11 protein-coding genes are annotated in these 20108 nt (G+C 57.6%); 9 read left to right on the forward strand and 2 right to left on the reverse strand.

Annotated elements, in window-relative coordinates:
• The first annotated feature begins 1 nt into the window (after position 1).
• The 6 genes from ACZA91_RS14690 to ACZA91_RS14715 all read left to right on the forward strand — a co-directional run bounded on the left by ACZA91_RS14690 (position 2) and on the right by ACZA91_RS14715 (position 7624).
• A complete protein-coding gene (locus ACZA91_RS14690; RefSeq protein WP_099534785.1) occupies positions 2 to 844 on the forward strand; it encodes an ABC transporter ATP-binding protein in 843 nt (280 codons plus the stop codon).
• Between the two features lie 228 nt (positions 845 to 1072).
• On the forward strand, positions 1073 to 3211 hold the full coding sequence (locus ACZA91_RS14695) for a molybdopterin oxidoreductase family protein (protein ID WP_463183030.1): 2139 nt from the start codon (positions 1073 to 1075) through the stop codon (positions 3209 to 3211).
• A gap of 36 nt (positions 3212 to 3247) precedes the next feature.
• Positions 3248 to 3556 (forward strand): DUF3181 family protein, encoded by a 309-nt coding sequence (locus tag ACZA91_RS14700; RefSeq protein WP_463183032.1) that lies wholly within the window; start codon positions 3248 to 3250, stop codon positions 3554 to 3556.
• Between the two features lie 233 nt (positions 3557 to 3789).
• Complete coding sequence (locus ACZA91_RS14705) at positions 3790 to 4995, forward strand: argininosuccinate synthase (protein WP_099534788.1); 1206 nt, start codon at positions 3790 to 3792, stop codon at positions 4993 to 4995.
• 304 nt (positions 4996 to 5299) lie between these two features.
• Positions 5300 to 6901 carry a sensor histidine kinase gene (locus ACZA91_RS14710; protein WP_463183034.1) on the forward strand — a complete coding sequence of 534 codons (1602 nt, stop codon included), beginning with the start codon at positions 5300 to 5302 and terminating at the stop codon, positions 6899 to 6901.
• Between the two features lie 24 nt (positions 6902 to 6925).
• Positions 6926 to 7624: a response regulator transcription factor gene (locus tag ACZA91_RS14715; RefSeq protein ID WP_234407061.1), complete on the forward strand. Its 699-nt coding sequence runs from the start codon at positions 6926 to 6928 to the stop codon at positions 7622 to 7624.
• A gap of 17 nt (positions 7625 to 7641) precedes the next feature.
• Here the strand turns inward: ACZA91_RS14715 and ACZA91_RS14720 are convergent, their stop codons facing one another.
• Positions 7642 to 9612, reverse strand: coding sequence for a hypothetical protein (locus tag ACZA91_RS14720; RefSeq protein ID WP_463183036.1), 1971 nt, complete (start codon positions 9610 to 9612; stop codon positions 7642 to 7644).
• Between the two features lie 66 nt (positions 9613 to 9678).
• Between ACZA91_RS14720 and cobJ the strand changes: the two genes are divergently transcribed.
• The 3 genes from cobJ to ACZA91_RS14735 all read left to right on the forward strand — a co-directional run bounded on the left by cobJ (position 9679) and on the right by ACZA91_RS14735 (position 19718).
• Complete coding sequence (cobJ, locus tag ACZA91_RS14725; RefSeq protein ID WP_463183038.1) at positions 9679 to 11580, forward strand: precorrin-3B C(17)-methyltransferase; 1902 nt, start codon at positions 9679 to 9681, stop codon at positions 11578 to 11580.
• A 1440-nt stretch (positions 11581 to 13020) separates the two neighbouring features.
• Positions 13021 to 14442 (forward strand): response regulator, encoded by a 1422-nt coding sequence (locus ACZA91_RS14730; protein ID WP_463183040.1) that lies wholly within the window; start codon positions 13021 to 13023, stop codon positions 14440 to 14442.
• Positions 14443 to 15110: 668 nt separating this feature from the next.
• Positions 15111 to 19718 (forward strand): chemotaxis protein CheW, encoded by a 4608-nt coding sequence (locus ACZA91_RS14735; protein ID WP_463183042.1) that lies wholly within the window; start codon positions 15111 to 15113, stop codon positions 19716 to 19718.
• On the opposite strand, the gene ACZA91_RS14740 is transcribed toward ACZA91_RS14735, so the two are convergent.
• The gene (locus tag ACZA91_RS14740) at positions 19715 to 19915 is read right to left on the reverse strand and encodes a hypothetical protein (RefSeq protein ID WP_463183044.1); all 201 of its coding nucleotides are present in this window, start codon (positions 19913 to 19915) and stop codon (positions 19715 to 19717) included. The two genes, ACZA91_RS14735 and ACZA91_RS14740, sit on opposite strands and share 4 nt — an antisense overlap.
• Between the last annotated feature and the right edge of the window lie 193 nt (positions 19916 to 20108).

A 20108-nucleotide genomic window follows, 5' to 3' on the forward strand; every position in this document is an offset into this window, starting at 1 on the left:
TATGCAAACCCTCTCTTCTCAAACCGTCCCGCCCATGGTTGTCGCAGCGGAACCCGATTTTTTGGTGATTGACCAAGTTTCCAAGGTCTATCAAACGCCCAAGGGGCCATACCCCGTACTGGATGGGGTCAACTTGCGGGTAGCCGAAGGTGAATTTGTTTCGGTGATTGGTCACTCGGGTTGCGGCAAGTCCACCCTGTTGAACATGGTTTCGGGCTTTGCGGAACCGACGGCCGGTGAAGTGCGCCTAGAGCAGCAGCGAATCACTCGGCCCGGCCCCGATCGGATGGTGGTGTTCCAAAACTATGCCCTGCTGCCCTGGAAAACCGTTTTGGAAAATGTGTTGTTGGCGGTAAAAGCCGTTTACACCACCCAACCCAAGGAAGCACAGCGGCAATTGGCCCTGAAATATTTGGAGATGGTGGGGTTGACTGAGGCGATTCACAAGCGGCCGGCGGAAATTTCCGGGGGGATGAAACAGCGGGTGTCGATCGCCCGGGCCCTGGCCATTTGCCCCAAGGTGTTGATTTTGGATGAACCCTTTGGGGCGTTGGATCCCATCACCCGCGAAGAGTTGCAAGACGAGTTGCTGCAAATTTGGCGGGAAAATCAGGTCACGGTGTTGATGATCACCCATGACATTGATGAGGCGCTCTACCTGTCCGATCGATTGGTGATGATGACCAATGGCCCCGCCGCCAAGATTGGGGAGGTGATGGATATTCCGTTCCCCCGACCGCGCGATCGGGCCCGACTTTTGGAAGATCCCAAATATTACGAGCTGCGCAACTACGCACTCGACTTCCTCTATAACCGCTATGCCCACGATGACGCGGCGGAATAGGGCTGAGGGTTGGCCCCCGATCGGTTCTTACGCGATCGGTTCCTACGCAATCGGCGCTTAATTGGCCTCATGGGCCTCTCTCCTCAGCTCAATGCTCAGTTCAACATTCAGTTCAACGCCCCGCCAGGGGCATTTTTTTGACTCATGGCCCGCTGGGATCGTTGCCTAGCTGCGGCTTGACTTATTTTCACAACGTATTCGCAACTTAGAGGTTGTTTTAATTAATCCATGGAATCTGTCAGAACCGTTTGTCCCTACTGCGGCGTGGGGTGTGGTTTGGAAGTGGTGCAAGGGCCGGCGGGGCTGAAGGTGCGGGGCGATCGGGCCCATCCTTCCAGCCAAGGTATGGTTTGCGTAAAAGGGGCAACGATTTTGGAGTCGATCGACCGCGATCGGCTGCTGTACCCCATGTGGCGATCCGCTTTGGATCAAGACTTTCAGCGGATTAGTTGGGATGAGGCCTTTGAGGCGATCGTGCATCGCATCCAAACCGTTTTGGCCAACCAAGGGCCCGACGGCCTTTGTATGTATGGCTCCGGGCAGTTTGTCACGGAGGATTACTACACGGCCCAAAAACTGATCAAGGGTTGCCTGGGAACCAACAATTTTGATGCCAATTCGCGGCTTTGCATGTCTTCCGCCGTCTCGGGCTACCTGCGCAGTTTCGGGGCCGATGGGCCCCCCTGTAGCTATGACGATTTGGAACTGACGGATTGCCTGTTCGCGATCGGGACCAATACGGCCGAATGTCACCCGATCGTCTTTAACCGGTTCCGCAAACACCACAAGGCCAACCCCGATCGAGTGCGATTGGTGGTGGTGGATCCCCGCTGCACCGAAACGGGCCAGGTGGCCGATCTCCATTTGCCCATTCGTCCCGGCACTGACATCGACTTACTGAACGGCATGGCCCACCTGCTGCTGAAGTGGGATCAGATCGATCGCGCCTATATCGAAGCCCACACGGGCGGCTTCGCAGCCTACGAAGATCTGCTGCAACATTACCCGCCCGATCGCGTGGCCGAGCAATGCGGCATTTCGGTGGAGTCGATCGAGGCGGCGGCGCGAATTTGGGCCCAGAGCGATCGGGTCTTGTCCCTTTGGTCCATGGGCATTAACCAATCCTCCGAAGGCACAGCCAAAGTTCGCAGCATCATTAACCTGCACCTGCTGACGGGGCAAATGGGCAAACCGGGCGCGGGGCCCTTTTCCCTCACCGGCCAGCCCAACGCCATGGGCGGCCGCGAGGCCGGCGGTTTGTCGCGGTTGCTGCCGGGCTATCGCTCCGTGACCAATCCCCAGCACCGGGCCGAAGTGGAGGATTTTTGGAACCTGCCCCCGGGTCGCATTTCCCCAACACCGGGCCGGGCCGCCTGGGAAATTGTGGAAGGGCTGGAGGCGGGAGCAGTGGGCCTGTTGTGGATTGCGGCCACCAATCCCGCCGTTAGTTTTCCCGACCTGAACCGCACCAAAGCCGCCCTGAGTCGATCGCCCTTCACGATCTATCAAGAAGCCTATTACCCCACGGAAACCAGTGCCTTTGCTCATTTGCTGCTGCCCGCCACCCAATGGAGCGAAAAAACCGGCACGATGACCAATTCTGAGCGGATGGTGACCCTTTCCCAGGCGTTTCAGCCCCCTCCGGGAGAAGCCAAGGAAGATTGGGCCATCTTTGCGGAGGTGGGCCGGCGGCTCGGCTTCCGGGAGCAGTTTTGGTTCCAATCCTCGGCGGAGGTCTACGGCGAATTTGTGCAATTGACCCGAGGCCGCCCTTGCGACATGACCGGCTTGAGTCACGATCAGCTCAGAACCGCTGGCCCCCAACAATGGCCTTTTCCGGCGGACGGGGCGATCGACCCTTTGCAGCCAGCCCCCACCAAGCGGTTATATACCGATGGACAATTCCATACTCCCGATCGGCGGGCCCAATTTTTGGCGGTTCACTCGCGCGGGCTGGCGGAACCACCCGATGCGGCCTATCCCCTCGTGTTGACCGTGGGCCGGCTCTATGGCCATTGGCACACCCAAACCCGCACCGGTCGGATTGAAAAAATCAAAAAGCTGCACCCGAATCCCTTCATCGAAATTCACCCCAAGGATGCGGAACCCCTGGGCATTCGGGAGGGCGACTGGGTGGCGGTGAAGTCGCGCCGGGGCGATGGGCGGTTTCCGGCCAAGGTGACCCGGGCGATCGCGCCGGGAACCGTGTTTGTGCCCATGCATTGGGGATCCCTGTGGGGTGACGGGGCCGAAGCCAACGCCCTCACCCACCCGGAAGCTTGTCCCGACTCCTTTGAACCGGAACTGAAGGCATGTGCTGTTCAGTTGCAAAAGCTGGCCTCACCGCCCAGCAATCTGGATAATTAAGTCTGCAAGTGATCCAACTCAACCGCAGGTGCTGAAATGTCGAAATCTGTCAGTAATGAAGCGATCGAAACCTTGGCCGCAGAGATTGGCGATGTGGCCTATCTGGACATTGCCAAATGGCATCTCGATTTGGCCCATGCCCATTTGCACAGTGCCCTCGCTGAAAAAATCTATCCCCTCTTGCTCGATCGCACCTTCAGCCGTACCAAGCTGACCGCTTTGTTAGGGGAAATGGCGATCGAAATTGGGGCCGGCAAGCGATCGATTCCCCTGTTGGATTTCATTCCCGATCGGGAGGTGGAGCGGCTTTATCAGGCGATCGATGACTACCAAGCCAAGCTCTAGGGCGGCGAATCAGGGCGCTAATTGGGGGGACTCATTAAAAAACCAATGAGCCATTCTGGGTTGTGGCCCCATCGCCCAGCCATCGATGCCAACCCTGTAAAATCCCTCCAAAATCATTCCCAAGCCACTCCAAAGTCAAGAAGTCCTCAAAGTTGGTACGCTAACTGACCGTTGCGATCGCCCGGGCCGTGCCTACAATATGGGGTTGTTTTCTCGCAGCTTGAGCAAAATACATGGGTCGCGCCAAGAAAGTTGTCCTCGCCTACTCCGGCGGTGTGGATACCTCCGTTTGCATTCCCTACCTGATGCAGGAATGGGGCGTTGAAGAAGTCATTACCCTGGCCGCCGACTTAGGGCAAGGCGACGAACTGGGCCCCATCAAGCAAAAAGCCCTCGACTCCGGAGCCAGTACTTCGCTGGTGGCGGATCTGCGGGCCGAGTTCGTGCAGGATTATGCGTTCCCGGCCCTGCGGGCCAATGCCCTTTACGAAAACCGCTATCCCCTTTCAACGGCCCTGGCGCGCCCGCTGATTGCCAAGGCGCTCGTGGAGGCGGCGGCGGAATATGGCGCAGACGCGGTAGCCCACGGTTGCACAGGCAAGGGCAACGACCAAGTGCGGTTTGATGTGGCGATCGCGGCCCTCGACCCCACCATTAAGGTGTTGGCTCCCGCTCGCGAGTGGGGCTTCAGCCGCGAAGAAACGATCGCCTACGGGGAAAAGTTCGGGATTCCCGCGCCCGTGAAGAAAAAGTCGCCCTTCAGCATCGATCGCAACCTGCTGGGCCGCAGCATTGAAGCGGGCCCCCTTGAGGATCCCTGGACGGAGCCGCCGGAAGAAATTTACCTGATGACCAAGGCGATCGCCGACACGCCGGATGAGCCGGACTACGTGGAAATTGGCTTTGAAGCGGGCACGCCGGTCACCCTGGACGGCCGCACCTTGGACTCGATCGCCCTGATTGAGGAACTCAACACCCGCGTCGGCAACCACGGCATCGGCCGGATCGACATGGTGGAAAACCGCTTGGTGGGAATTAAGTCCCGCGAAATCTACGAAGTGCCGGCCCTGTCGGTGCTGATCGCCGCCCACCGGGATCTGGAGAGCCTGACCCTGACCGCTGATGTGAGCCACTACAAGCGCGGCATTGAAGAAACCTACAGCCAACTGATCTACAACGGTCTCTGGTACAGCCCCTTGAAGGCGGCGCTGGACGGGTTCATCAACGAAACCCAAAAGCGGGTAACCGGTACGGTGCGGATCAAGCTGTTCAAGGGCAATGCGGCGATCGTCGGTCGCAAGTCCGAGCAGAGTCTTTACACGCCAGAGCTGGCCACCTACGGGTCTGATGATGAATTTGACCACAAGGCCGCCGAGGGCTTCATCTATGTTTGGGGTCTGCCGACGCGGGTTTGGTCAGAAAAACTGCGCCAAGGCTAGGACTGGTCGGCGAATTGCCTGAGACCCTAGGGTCTGAAACTCTGATTCCGCCCTGAAGATCGTAGGGGGCAAGGGGCTTGATGGCCTGTCATTATTTCCATTGCCGTAGGGGTTGGGTCTCCCAACCCTAACCCGAGCGATCGCCATAACCCCGCCCAGCCCTGGAACCGGGATCACAGGGGCTGGGCGTGGAGACCCCGCCCCTACGATTAAACCCATGAGGCCCTAACCCGTTTCAGCAAGTCCCGATCGGCCTGTTGGAACGGGTTTAGACTGGGAAAGCGACCCTGAGGCCAAGGTTCCCATGCTGTTCACTCAAGTGCTTCGGGGAAGGATTGCCCATTGGAGGTCTAAGCCCTCCCAGCGATCGCCCCAAACCGCAACCCCAACTCTGCCCGAGCGAGGGACTGACGCGATCGCCCCGCAACCCGCCCCGGGCGATCGATCGGGGCCATTGGGCCGATCGGGCTGGCGGTGGTCATCGTTGCAGGGGCGACTCACCCTTGAATTAGGGGCGATCGCGGTCTTGAGCCTGAGCACGGCGGCCCTTTGGTCCACCTGGCAAATGGAACAGACCCTCGCCACCGCCCACAAGCAAACCCTCAGTTATATTTCCCAGCGCTTTCCCGAGGAGCTGGCCCTCTACGATCAGCACGAAGGGCTAGCCAGTGGATTAACCACCACCATCGATAAGGTGGCCATGGCGGGGCTGTTAGCTTGGGTCACCGATGATCAAGGGCGCTTGCTGGCCCAACCCAAAGATGATCAGAATTATCAAATCGTCCGCAATTTGGTGCAGTCTTTACCGGCCGCTGCCCAACGGTTGACCATTGTTCACCGCGATGGCCGAGTTTGGGTTTTATGCGAGCAGCCCTTGACGGTACGGGGCCGGGCGATCGGGCGGGTCTACTTTGCCCAAGACGTGAGCCATGATTGGCACAAGCTCCATGGCAGTTTGCGGCTGCTGTGGTTGGTGAATGGTTTAGCCATGGTGGTTGCTCTGGGGGCGATCGGGCGGCGAATTCGCTTAGCCCTCCTGCCCTTGGCCACCATGAGCCAAGTGGCCAGCGCCGTTTCTGCCGATGACTTGGCCGGGGCCCGCCTGGAGTTGCAAGGGGCCCCCGATGAAGTTCGGGGCCTAGCCCAAGCCTTTAATGAGATGTTGGCGCGGCTGTCGCGCTCTTGGGAGCAACAACGACAATTTGTGGGCAATGTTTCCCATGAATTGCGCACCCCGCTCACGGTGGTGCTGGGTTATTTGCAAAGCCTCCTGCGGCGCAGCACCAACCTGAACGACTATCAGTTGCAAGCCTTGACCACGGCGGAAGCGGAGGCCGATCGCACCGTGCGCATGTTGCAGGATTTGTTAGATCTGGCCCGCATTGACAATCGGCAACTCCACTTGCGGCAAGCGCCGATCGTCCTTAATACCCTGCTGTCAGAGGTGACGGACTGGCAACGGCTGGCCTGCGATCGGCCCATCCATTTGCATTTGGTGGCGGAGGATGTGGTGGTTTTGGCTGACCGCGATCGTCTGACCCGCGCCATTCGGAATTTGCTGGACAATGCCGTGAAATATTCCGCCCCCGAGCAGCCCGTGACCCTGCAACTGAGCCATCAGGCGGGCTGGGCCGCCATTGAAGTGCGCGATCGCGGGATGGGCATTCCTCCGGATCAACAAGGCCGGGTTTTTGAACGCTTCTATCGGGGCGAAGATGAAATGACCCGATCGCGCGATGGCACGGGTTTGGGCCTGGCGATCGCCAAGGGAGCCGTGGAAGGAATGGGCGGCCGCATCGATCTGCAATCGCAACCGGGCCTGGGCAGCACCTTCACGATCAGACTTCCTCGCTGGCACATGTCCTCTGCATCCGATTCATCCGTTGATCAATTGATCAATTCGTGATTGATGGCCACTATGGTTTCACCCTTGAAGCTTAATCCCCCCACAGCCCGAATTCTGGTGGTGGAAGATGATGCCAATTTGGCGCGATTTGTGGCGGGAGAATTGGAACTGGAGGGCTACGGGGTAACCGTGGCAACCACAGGACTGGAGGGGCTGAACGCCGCCCGATCGCACCCGTCGCCGGATCTGCTGATTTTGGATTGGATGTTGCCGGGGCTGTCGGGCTTGGATCTTTGTCTGCGGTTGCGGGAAACGGGATTACAGGCCCCCATTATTCTGCTGACGGCCCGGGATGAAATTCTCGATCGGGTCACGGGCTTGAATGCGGGCGCGGATGATTATGTGGTGAAACCCTTCAGCATTGCGGAGCTGTTGGCGCGGGTGCGGGCCCATTTGCGGCGAGTTTCGCCCCACGAACCCGATCAAATCACCCTGGCAGATTTGACCCTGAATCCGCTAACCAGGGAGGTGCAACGCGGGGGTGATCGGGTGGACTTAACGGCCAAGGAGTTTGATTTACTCGAGTTTTTGTTGCGCCATCCGCGTCAGGTGATTTCGCGCGATCGACTGTTGGAATCCGTTTGGGGCAATAACTTTGGCGGCGAATCTAACATCGTGGAAGTCTATATCCGAGCCTTGCGGATCAAATTAGAAATGGCCCAGCGCCCTCGTCTGATCCACACCTTGCGGGGGGTTGGTTATGTTTTGCGCGAGTCGCCCTGATTGAGCGATTGCTTGATCTAGCGATCGGGAGCGGAGCCTGTCCAGGTTTGCTCACCAACAATCACGCGGAGGGTTCCCCCTTCCCAATCTTGGGTGATCAGCGGTCGATCGGGGCGGGCTGGGTTGCGCGATCGATAGGCCGCAAACTGGCCCCAATCGAGCTTTTCTCCGTTGCGTCTCACAACGGGGCGATCGGGCCCCCGTTGGGTCACGGCCAGTTGATCGCCTTGGGAACCGGTGAAAGTGACCGTGTTTTGGTTCACAACCCAGCGCGATCGCCCCAACACCGCCGCCCGAAACGTAGCGAAATTCTGATTAGTTCCCGGTTCTCCAACCTCCATGGCCCAGCCCGTGAGGGTTCCGGCAGGGCGATCGGGGCGAGCTACCCACAGTTGATCCGTGGGATAGCGCTTTTGTAGCTTGGTCGTTTCGCTGTTGTTTACCTGGGGCAGCGTCAGCCCGATCGGGTAAATGGCAATCCAAGTTTCGGCCAACTGCCAAAACAAAACCGGCTGACCGGCGGCGGTTTGGGCCGTTTCGCTGGCGGCCGCTTGGGGCAAACTCCACTGAAACGGGGCCCGCCCGTCATTCAGCCACACCAACAGGGGCCCAAACTGCCCGATCGCGTCGTGGGTGTCCGGTTGGTGGTGGGTAGAAATTTTCTCGGGATTCACCCCGGAACCGGCCAGCAGGTAATCCACGCCCCGGCTGGGGTGGGTGGCTAGCAGTTTAAAACCGTTCACATCATCGATCGACCCTTGGGCCAGGCTGCCCAATTGGAAGGTGCGGCCAAAGTAGAGCGTTTCGTAATACAAGGGGCGATCGCGTGCGCCCGGTTTCCAATGTTCATAGGTGGGTTTGCCCGCAAACACTTCTTGGGGGCGATCGAACCGTTTGCGGGCCAGGGCCACCGCCACGGCCGGCGGTCGGTAACCACTGGTGAGGGCATGAACACCATCGGGGTCAGGATCCGGATCCGGGGCGATCGCCTCCCCAAAATATAAATTCAGCAGTTTGCTCGCCAAAGCCGCCAAGGGCGCATTTCCCTTGCTAGCGTCGCGTTTGCTGGGGCCCCCAAAGCCGCCGCGCCAATATTTCAACGCTCCGGTGATGCTTAACCAATCCAGGGCGGCCTTAGCCGTGGCCCGCATTTCCGGTTCCGGCGCAAAGTCGTAAAGATTCAGCCAGGCGGTGAACGTGTGGCCCCAGTAGGTTTCCGAGTCCCATTCCCCCTGGCCAATTTTGTAAAGATTGCGGGCGAAACTTTGCAGGCGATCTCGGTAAATGGCGGCGGTTTCTCGGTTGCCGGCTTCCATGGCAAACAGATAAACGGCCGTTTCTCGCATCGATCGCAAATTATCGGTGTTGCGGCAATCTACCCAGGTGATGCAGTTATCGCGCGATCGATTCCAAAAGGGCTGCGGGGTGCTGAAAAACTGCTTCAGGGGATCCAACTTTGTCCAGAGGGCGGCTCCCTGCCTCATCCGATCGCGATAGGCCGGATCGAGAAATTGCCCAAAATAAAAGTATTTGCGCACCTGCCCCTTCAGGGTGAAGGCGGGATAGAAATCAATGCCAAGGGTATGTTCGGTGCTGCTGGGGATCGGGTCGGGTTTTTGCAGGAAGGCGATCGCCCGATCGCGGTTGCCCGCCAAAAAGTCCAGCATGGCCTTGGGATAGGACTTTTTCTCATTTTCAAAATAGCCATTGCCGTAGGTTTTGGGGTTGGCAAATTGGGCAATGAGGGCCCGTCCCCGAGCTTGGTAGGCCGCTTCCCACTCGGCGGGCCAAGGGTTGGCTCCGTCGGGCGGGACGATCGGGACGTTGGCGGCGATCGGGCTGGGGTTGGGCGATCGCTGTTCGGGTGAGGATTGAGCCGATCGGGAGGATTGAGCCGATCGGGGGGCTTCCGCCTGAACCGCACAGCCCGCCACCATCACCCAGCCGATCGTGGCCACCCATCCGTAGGTGCTAGTTTTTTTACTCACAGTTCAATCACCTTCGCCTCTCAGTCGGTAAGCTGAAAAGTCCTGTCTCTTCCTGGCACCCAACCCATGAGCGATCGCCCTTCCGTTGCCATCCTAGCGCCCACGCCTCGCGGTCTGCGGTTGGCCCAACAAATCCAAGCGGGACTGCCCGGCTCCGTGATTTGGACGAAGGATGCGGCCCGGGGCAGTGCGGCGGCGGGTTCCCAGAATGCCCTTCGCACCTACGAAGACTTTCGGGCCCTGGTGGCCGATCGCTGGGCGGCGGGGGAACCGCTGATTTTTGTGTTGGCGGTGGGGGCTACGGTGCGGGCGATCGCCCCCCATTTGCAAGACAAACGCACCGATCCGGCGGTGGTGGCCGTTGATGAGACGGGTCACCATGTGATCAGCCTTTGTGGGGGACATTTGGGCGGGGCTGATGCCTTGACCCGGCAGGTGGCGGGACTGTTGGCGGTGGAGCCGGTGATTACCAGTGCCGCCGAAGGGCAGCAGCTCCCGGCGATCGATCTGTTGGGCGATCGCTACGGTTGGCGACGGGGCCAAGGGGATTGGCTGGGGGTGGCCAGCGCGATCGCCCGGTTCGAGACCGTGGGCGTGGTGCAAACCTGCGGCTGGAATCTGTGGATTGAGGAGTTGCCGGAGTTTCACCCCTTTGTGCTCCTGTCGGAAGCGGACTTGGTGGATTTGGACGAGTTGCCCCCCAATTTGCGGGCGATCGTTTGGATTAGCGATCGCCCCTTGCCGCCCTTGCCCTTGCCCGCCGTGGCCTGGCATCCGCGCACCCTTTGGGTTGGCATTGGTTGCGAACGTCACACCCCCGAAGGTCAGATGGCAGCGGCTTTGGCCCAAGTATTGGAGCAAGCGGATTTGGCTCCGGAGGCGATCGCCGGGATTGGTTCGATCGACCTGAAACAGGATGAGGTGGGGTTGCTGGCCTTGGTCGATCGGCTCGATCTGGCCGCCCGTTGGTTCACCGCCGCCGCCCTGGCCCCGATCGCCGTGCCTAATCCTTCGGAGGTGGTGCGCTCAGAGGTGGGCACGCCCTCGGTGGCGGAAGCGGCGGCCCGGTTGGCGGCCGACGGAGCCGAACTGATTCGGGAAAAACAGGTGTTTCGGGCCCCCAACGGTGGCTCCGGCGCTTGCACGATCGCCCTGGCCCGGGCCGATCGAGAATATACCCCCCACCTGGGCAAGCTGTGGCTGATTGGTACGGGCCCCGGCTCCTTGGATCAGCTCACCCCCGCCGCCCGCGCCGCCCTCAGCCAGTGCGATGTAATCATTGGCTATCAACTCTACCTAGACCTGCTGCGCCCCCTGTTGCATCCGGGGCAAATCATTGAAGGCAGCCCCATCACCCGCGAAAAGCAGCGTGCTGAACGGGCGATCGACCTGGCGGAACGGGGGCTAAGGGTGGCTGTGGTTTCCTCCGGCGACTGTGGAATTTATGCCATGGCCGGGCTGGTGCTGGAATGTTTGGCGGCCCGCCATTGGGACGGCCAGACTCCACAGGTGGAAGTGTTGCCCGGCATCACGGCCCTGCAAGCGGCCGCCGCCCGCGTGGGTGCGCCCCTGATGCATGATTTTTGCGCCATTTCCCTGTCGGACTTGCTCACGCCCTGGCCCGTCATTGTGCAGCGGTTGCAGGCGGCGGCGGCCGGAGACTTTGTGGTGGCGTTGTATAACCCCCGATCGCAAACGCGCCAAACCCAAATTGAAACGGCCTTCGAGATTTTGCGAGCCAAGCGATCGCCCGAAACCCCCGTGGTTCTGGCTCGATCGCTCCACCGGCCCGACGAACAAATCACCATTGCCACCTTGGCTACGGTTGATTTACAGGCGATTGATATGCTCACCGTCGTTTTAATTGGCAACGCCAGCACCTTCACCCACAGCGGCAAGGTGATCACCCCCCGGGGCTATGCCGTGGCCAATGGGATCCTTACCGCCACAGCCCCCGCCACCGATTGATGAGAAGTTGAATGATGAGAAGTTGAATTGGGGTCTCATTCAAAATGCCCTAAATGACCCAAAATTAGCGATCCCCTTCATCATTGCTCCACAATTCCTTCGCTTTTAGACCAATCTTTGAAGGTTGAATAAAGTGGCAGGATGCAAAGAAAAACCTGGGAATGATCGAAAAAGGGCAATCGGCTCATTTTGGCGGAATTTTGAGCATATCGACCGCATTTTGCTGGTCAATCTGCCCCAGTCGCGACCAGCGTGTCAAAATTGACGCTTGGTCAGCTTTCTGAAAAAACACTTTTCGTCATTGTTTTAGGCCTTGGCAGCATTGGTGAAAATTTAAACTGACAAGAGTTGCGATCATATGGAATAAAGTTCCATTCATGATTTGCTAATTAGGCACAGCAGGTTATGTGCTAGCTTGACTTGTTAGTGGGTTTAAATGCGCAAAAAATTAATAAAATCAATATTTCTTGGGAATTTTTTCTAAATCATTCAATTACTTTTGGGTGATTAATCTCTTGAGAATTATTCTCTGAGTGGGTCGAGCGATCGCTTGATCATGAGTGATTTTTGTAAACATGAAAAAAATCTAAAATTTCTTAAAGACAGATCTGGTAAACATCCAAGCAACCAGTGGATTAAAAATACCAATCATTCATATGTTAGCCGGCAAGTCCTAAACTGTTCTGAGGAGCGGTTTTAGTCTGCGAAAGACGCGAGAGAGCAGATCCGAAGCCAACACGATCATCAAGAAAAGTTAATAACCGTTTGAAATCAATTAAATTATTATTTAATAATTGAATATGTCTTCATGATCTCTGGGTTAACTCTCGCCATTTCTTCGGTAAATTTCCCGATTGCTGCTAGGCGACTGTTTGTAGACCACGACAACGTTTGAGCTTGCTCAACCTGTTCTCAAATCAGTTCAGTAGGAGGTGAACTTGGAGTATCAATTAATACATAACATTCACGTCGGCTTTGGGTTCATCGCCATTGATTAGCAAAATCAAGCAATTTGGCGAGCAAAGTTGACCATCACTCAGGAATCTATCGCCCAGACGGAATCAGTTTTACAGCGGCAGAAATTCCCTGAAAACTGACTCAAGACCAAGATCAAACTACTGTGCCAATTTTGCGGGGCCTGTCGTAAAGCTTCAGGTCTTTGGGCAAAACAGGCGCAGCGATTGTCATTGGGTTGAAGGTTGGTTTCATGACTGTCATTAAGGTTCGCAAGGGAGCATTAAGGACGATCGGGGTGGAATTGGGGGTGTGAGTCCAGGGCCAAGGAATTGGCCAGCGATCGATGAATGGGATCGATGAATGGTCTGAGGAATCGGTGACTGGTGAATGATTCTCGAATGATTATTTGAGGACGACGGGAGCGTCGTGATCAATTAGCCATGGGTCAAATGGGTCAATGGGTTGGATTGGGAGTGTCCATCGATGACTGAAGCAGCAACGGGATGGACAAAGGTGTCGCGGACGCTGGCGACGGTGGTGCAGCGACGGGCTTCGGGGGTGTTGGTGCTGGAGCGGGGGCCGAGTCGCTGGCGCTTGATTTTTTTGCAGGGTCGCTTGTTGTGGGCGATCGATGAGCAGTTTCGGATTCGCCGTTGGCAACGGGCCCTGAAGCGATCGGGGGTGAATTTGCAGCCGGTTCCGCTGACGGAAACGGCACGGCCCCTATGGGAGGTGTGGTGGTTGGCGACGGCGCTGTTGGCGGGCCAAGTCACACCGGCCCAGTTGCACTCGGTGCTGGAGTCGGTGGCTCAGGAGGTGCTGTTTGCGGCGGCGAGTGATCCCACGGTGGTGTCTCACTGGGATAAGTATGTGCCCGCTTTGCCGGACACGCGGGCGGTGGCGCAACAGTTGCTCGGCAGTGAGGCCCTGTTGGCGGTGATGCAGTCGGTGGTGAAGTTGCTGCAACGGTGGGAGTCGGTGGGGTTGTCGCCAGAGCAGGCCGATCGCGCGCCGCAGTTGGCCCAGTTGGATTGGTCTCCGTCCGCAACAACTCAAAATGACCGATCGACGTTTTTAACGTTGGCTCCGTTGCTGAATGGTCAACGATCGACCTGGGATGTCTCGCTGGTGATGAAACAGCCCATGTCGATCGTCGTGCATCTGCTGCATCACTTGGTGGAGCGTGGGGGCTTGGATTTTCTGCCCTTGGACGATCGCCCGGCGGACACGGTGCTGAATTTGCTGTTCACGCCGCAAGCAGCACCAGTTAAGCCCCCACAGTCCGCAGCGCCCCGGGACAGAGCCGCCACGGTTCCAGGGCGATCGGGTGGGCCGGCGGCGAACCAGACCCCAACACCCCAGCCCACTCCAGCAACCCAAGGCCCCAACTCTGAGCAACCCTTGGTGATGTTGATTGATGATGATCCGATGGTGGGCAAGCTGCTGCGCCCCGTGGTGCATCGTTTGGGTTGTCGGTTTGTGCATATCACGGAGGCGACAAGGGCCTTGGCGGCGGCGATCGAGCAGCGGCCAGATATGGTGTTGCTGGATTTGGTGATGCCGATTGTGAATGGCTATGAGCTTTGTACCCAGTTGCGACGGGTGAACCTGTTGGCCAATGTGCCGATCGCGATTGTCACCAGTAATCGCGGGGCGATCGACCGGGTGCGGGCAAGCTGGTTGGAGCTTCGGTGTTTGTGCCCAAGCCTCTGCGCCTGGAAAAGGTGGCTGCGCTGCTTCAGCAATATTTGCCCGATCGATTGCAACCGCCACCCCAGGACAATCCCCAACGGCCACAACCCTCGCCAACAACCGCAGGCACCCTCCCCACACCGCCGCGCAATGGTGGTGGCTGGCATCCGGCCCCCGCCGCTGGCATTCAACCCAACAACGCCGGCCCCCTGAATCGATACTTACTCGGTGAAGAAATGCTCAACAATCGCTATGAATTTGGAGTTTTGGCGAAACAATAGAGAAAGGATTGTATGGGGTTGCCACCTACGCCCGATCGGGATGTGGGAATTGTATGTGGGGACTGTGTGGGGATTGGGGTTTAAGTTCATCCGTTGACACAGACGGATGCAACAGACGGATCGGTAAGCCATGAAAAATCAAGCTGATTGAGTCTCATTTGCACTGAATTGGGATTGAGGTTCAGCTTGAGGTTCATCAACAAAAAACCACAATTCTTGCAGGAAATTGACAATTTGAAAGCTGCGAGATCGATATCAAACAGGGGCGATCGGGGCAAGTTAAAACTACTGATCCAACCGATGTCCTAAGCAATGACCCAATCGACGATCAAGCCAATCCCAGCTACCAATCCCAGCTAATTGAATTGATCAACCAGTGATTAGGCATCAGTCCGGCAATGATCAGGGTGTGCTATTGGGGTTGCCATTGGGCCCGTGGGGCCTGGAATTGAGAGAAATAATCGGGTTCGGGACACTGAACCATGGATTGTTCATGGGCCGGGGCCTGCACCATGGCCGGGTTCCGGCCGAAGCGTCAGCCGAGGCGGGCCAGGACGGCCAATTAAAAATTGGGTTTTTGGATGTGGGAGAACGTGGGCGATGGACGCACAGCAGCAAACCGCATTGATTCAGCAGGCTTTGGATGCCAATCCCCAGGCGATCGCCCTGCTCATTCGCGATCGACTGGAACCGACCATTACCGTGAAGGCGGCCTTGAAGGAGGGATGTTTATATCTGCTGCTGGCCAGTGAGCAAGCTCCTTCGGCCCGCTTGGCCTTGGAAACCGTTGAGCCGGCGATCGAGGATTTGGCCGTGGCCGGATTGAACCGGGCCGTGATCCAATCGGTGAAAGTGGGCGGCCAAGCGCTGGATGAGCGATCGCCCAAATGGTGCTATCACATCGACTTGCCGCCCTTGCCCTATGGCCAAAGTGGCGATCAGGAAACAGATCCGATCGTCAACTTCTTGGAGTCCCAGGTGCAAAGCATGGCCAATGGCGTGGCGGCCTTGATCAGCGATCCGCCCTTGGCTGTCCTGTCGGGTGTTGCTGGGCCGGAGTCCCAGAATGGTCATGGGGTTGCGGTGGCTTCACCGGAACCCGCGATCGATCCGGAACCCGCGATCGAGGTGGGAGAAGATACAACCGAAGATGTAACCGAGGACTGCAATCAGTCAGCAGCAACGGATCTTGACCGACCGGATTTAGACCCGATCGCCCCAGAGCCGATCGCCCCGGAAGTCAGCACGCCGGAAGTCATTACGCCGGAAGAAGTACCAACGCCACCGTTGCCCATTCCCACTGAAGCAGCCCAACTGCAAGCCACCCTGGCCGCCCTGACGGGTTTGGCCAGCACCCTGGAAAAAGCCGCTGCTTCCCTGGTCACGGCTGTGGGGTCGATCGCTCCATCGCCGTTGGCGGCTTCCGAGTTGAGTGCTGCGGAGTCGATCGCGCCGGCCGTTGAACCGGTGGAAATCCTCGAATCACCACCCGAGCCGGAACCCATCACAGAACCAGAGCTGGCGATCGTTGAGCCAGAACCAGAGCCAGCACCAGAACTCGCATCAGAAACCGAGGAACCCGATTTTGCGGTGGATGAACAGGATTTAGGGGCGATCGAGTCCCTAGATTCGTTGCCCTCAGAGGAAACCAGCGACCTAGAACCGGAGACCCTCAGCCTGGATCCGGATGCTTTGGCCCTCACCGAAGCAGAGTTAGCCGACTGGGCCGCGATCGAAGAAGAAGGGATGGCGGAACCCAGCTCCGAGACCGTGGCTCCAGAACCGGAACCGGCGATCGACTCCTTACCCGAACTGACCCCGTTGGTGGAACCGGCGATCGACTCAGAAGACCCGATTGATGAGTTCGCCAGCGATGCCGCCATTGATGAAATGATCGACGAAACGATCGATCAAGTCATCGATGAAGCGGCGGAACTGGTGGCCGAGTTGGCGGCCGATTCCGAGCTGCTGGATCCCTTGGCAGATGCGGCGCAAGAAACGGCAGATTTGCTGGAATCCCCTGATGCATTGGAGGATGACGGGGCGAGCCTGGACTTCGATCGAGAAACAGCGATCGACCCGATCGACTCCGCAGAGCCGCCCACGGAGCCAACGGAAATTTCCCCAACGCCAGAGCTAGAGCCAGAGTCAGAGCCGATCGGGACAGTTTTGGCCGCGATCGCCTCAGACAACAGCAAAACCATCGCTGAAAAAGTGACCGACGCAATCAGCAGTCTGGTGCAGTTGGTGGAACATCATCCCAACGCGGATGTGAACACGGCGTTGGCGGCGATCGCCCGGTTGAGTGCCTTGGCCAGTCCGCCCCCAGTGGCAGCGCCGGAACCACCCCCTTCAGATCGATCGCCCGAACCCTCCTCGGAACCCTCCTCAGAACCTTCAGACCAAGGAGCGCAAGCTGCGATCGATTCAGCGAATCTGGAATTACCCGATCCAGAATTCCCCAATCCAGAATTACTGGATTCGACGATCGTTGATCCAGAAACTCAGGAACTAACTGATCCCGAACCGATCGATCAAGACCTCAGTGATTTGCAATTGAATTTGACTGAATCAGATGAATTGAGTGACTCGACTGATTTGATTGATGCGCAGGACTCTGACCAGTTAATCACTCTAGATCAGCTACCGGAATCACCAGAAATTGCAGAACTCACTCAGGAAGAGGCTGACCCGATCGGGGCACTGAATGATGAATTAACCAGTGATGGACTTGGCGATCAATGCAGTGATGAGCTGACTGATGAATTAAATGTCGAATTAACAGGTGATGTGCTCAGTGATGAATTTGGCAATGAACTAAGTGATGAATTAACGAGCGATGAATTTGGTGATGAACTGAGTGATGAATTAACGGGCGATGAATCAACAGGCGATGAATTAACAAGCGATGAGCTGAGTGATGAATCAACGGTCAATGAACTGAGTGACGAGCTGAATGATGAATTAACGGGCGATGAATTTGGCGATGAACTGGATGATGAATTGAGCCTGCTTGATCCAGATTCAGCGGGTGAAGATCTAACCAATCCACCAGCCAGTGCAGACCCAGAAATCGCACAACCTGGCACGGCCGCAGCGGAACTGATTGCAGAACCCACAACCATCAGCCCTCGGGAAGCCCTCAGCACCATTGCGCAACTGACCCAACTGGCAGAACATCGCAGCGATTTGGATCTGAACGCCGCGATCGCCACGATCGCCCGTTTGGCTGGCTTTGCTCCCGAGCCGATCGCTCCCCCACCAGAACCACCTCCCGCAGCGGCGGCCCCCACTGAATCGACAGATCCGGAATCGGCGGTAATTTCTGAATCGGCCGCAATTGTTGACGAATTGGCAGAGAGTGCTGAATTAGCTGAATCCGAAGATGCTGAATCCGAATCGCTGGATTGGGTGGAACCCGAAGAGGCGATCGATTCCTCGGATCTCTCGGATCTATCCGATGATTTATCTGATTTGTCAGATCTGGCTGACCTATCGGATTTGGCCGATTTAGATTCAACGGCCGTTGAGGTAACTGACCCGATCGAGCCAGCTTCTCCCGAGGTGGTGGCCGATGATTTAGTCGATGAATTAGCGGAAGATGATCTAGCTGAATTAACTGATTTGACCGAAGCAGTTGAGCCAGATGATTTATCAGGCTTGACCGATTTATCAGACCCGATCGAGCCAACCAATGTTGATGAAGGTGAATTGGCTGAATTAACTGATGTGGCTGAAGAAGTTGAGTCAGATGATTTAGATGATCCAACCGATGATTTAGATGATTTATCCGATGACCTAGCGGATTTTACCGAATCCCTAGAGCCGGTGAATTCAGAGCCGATCGAACCATTACCCAACCCGATCGAACCGGTGCAATCCCCGGAATCTACCGTTGTTTCGGATGAGCGCAGCGGTTTGGTCAATTTGGTGGCGCAGTTATTAGCCGAATCCAGCGATCCCCGATCGGCGCTGCTGGCCCTGGCGGAATCCTTGGGTGATGGCGCGTCGGCTGCCCCTCGCGAGTCGGAGCCTGTCCCGATCGCCCCTGCGGAACCTGCTGAATCTGTCCCAGCGGCCGAGTTAGCGGCATCCACCGAGTCGATCGCAGCGGCTGCACCCACCGAGGTAGTTGAGGCCACCGAATCTCCTGCCTTGACGGAATCGACTGAAGCGGCCGACTCAGAGGCATTACCAGAACCACTACCAGCGTTGGCCGATGTTCTGGATTTGCCTGAGGAACCGGAACCCGATCCCGCCGTCCCCGCCGAGCCGTTGCCGGAACTGCCGGAGCTGCCGGAATTGGTGGAGTCGCTGCCGGAAGCCCCCGCCGTCATCGCCTTCGATGCGGAACCCGATCTGGGGCCAGATTTGGATCAAAACGATCAACCCTTGGGCTTTTTCGGGGATGACGACGATGAGCCTTCGGGGTTCTTTGGGGATGAAGGATTCGCGGCCCTGGTGGACATTGCTAACCAAGCCCTAGCCGCCGACACCGCCGCCGAAGTGCCTGCGGCTCCGGTGGCAGCGGTGGCTTTCGAGCCTGCGCCGGTTCGTGAATTGGTGGATGAATCGGTTCGTGAGCCGGAACCGCCCTTGTCGGTGGTGGAGGCGGCCGAGCCAGCCCCGATCACCCCGTCGGAGCCGGAACCCAGCGCCCCCCTGGATCCGCTCACCCAATGGCTGCAACAGGGCGACGGATCTGCCATTTTGAACTTGCCCACCAGGTCGGCCGGCAGCGCCCTGAGTACCGATGGCCAGCGTTTCCTGCGTTTTCACCTGGGCTTTGAGGATACGGCCCTGCTCCCGATCGATGAGGTGCGGGAAGTGCTGCGAATTGCGGCCACGGACATTCTGCCCGTGCCACATATGCCAGAATCGGTCTTAGGGGTGTACAACTGGCGCGGTGAAATCATTTGGACGATCGACCTTAACCAGTTGGTGGGTTTCCCGGCCATTGCGCCGGATTTGACGGCCACCTCATCCGCCATCGCCATTGTTCTGGAGTGTGATGGCCAGAATCTGGGGCTGGTCGTGCCCCAAATTGAAGATATCGAGTGGCACGATTCTCCAAATGTTCAGCCGCCCAGCGCGGGTTTGTTTCCCGATCGGCTCTTGCCCTTTGTTCAGGGCTACCTCAGCGAGGCCAGCAGTATGGTGTTGAACCCCAGCGCGATCGCCAGAGCCAGCGCCCAACAGGCCGGCTAGGACGCTTGGCCATCGGGATTGGGATTGGCCCTCGGGGCGATCGCGCCAATCCTGCCCCGCCATTGCTGGGAAATTTCCCAGTCCTGAGCCTGTTTTCCCAACTCACCTTTGCTCAAATCCGCTTCTGCTCCTTTGTAACTTTTGCAACCTTTGTAACTTTGTTTGATTGTTTGATGTTGCTTCATGTTTTTGGACATGGCTTGACGTTCCCTTGCTTGACGTTCCCTTGCTTGATGTTGCTTGGCTCCCCTTGCCCCGAGGGCCCCAGTGTGGCCGTGATTTCCACCGTGATGGGGAACTGCTGAATGGTTGCTGGTCTCTTGGCTGGCGGCCTGGCGGGCCCACTGGTAACGGCTCTCTGACTCTCTGTTTTTCCGATTGCTCTCTGGC

The sequence above is a fragment of the Limnothrix sp. CMB-01 genome (genome assembly GCF_055193175.1).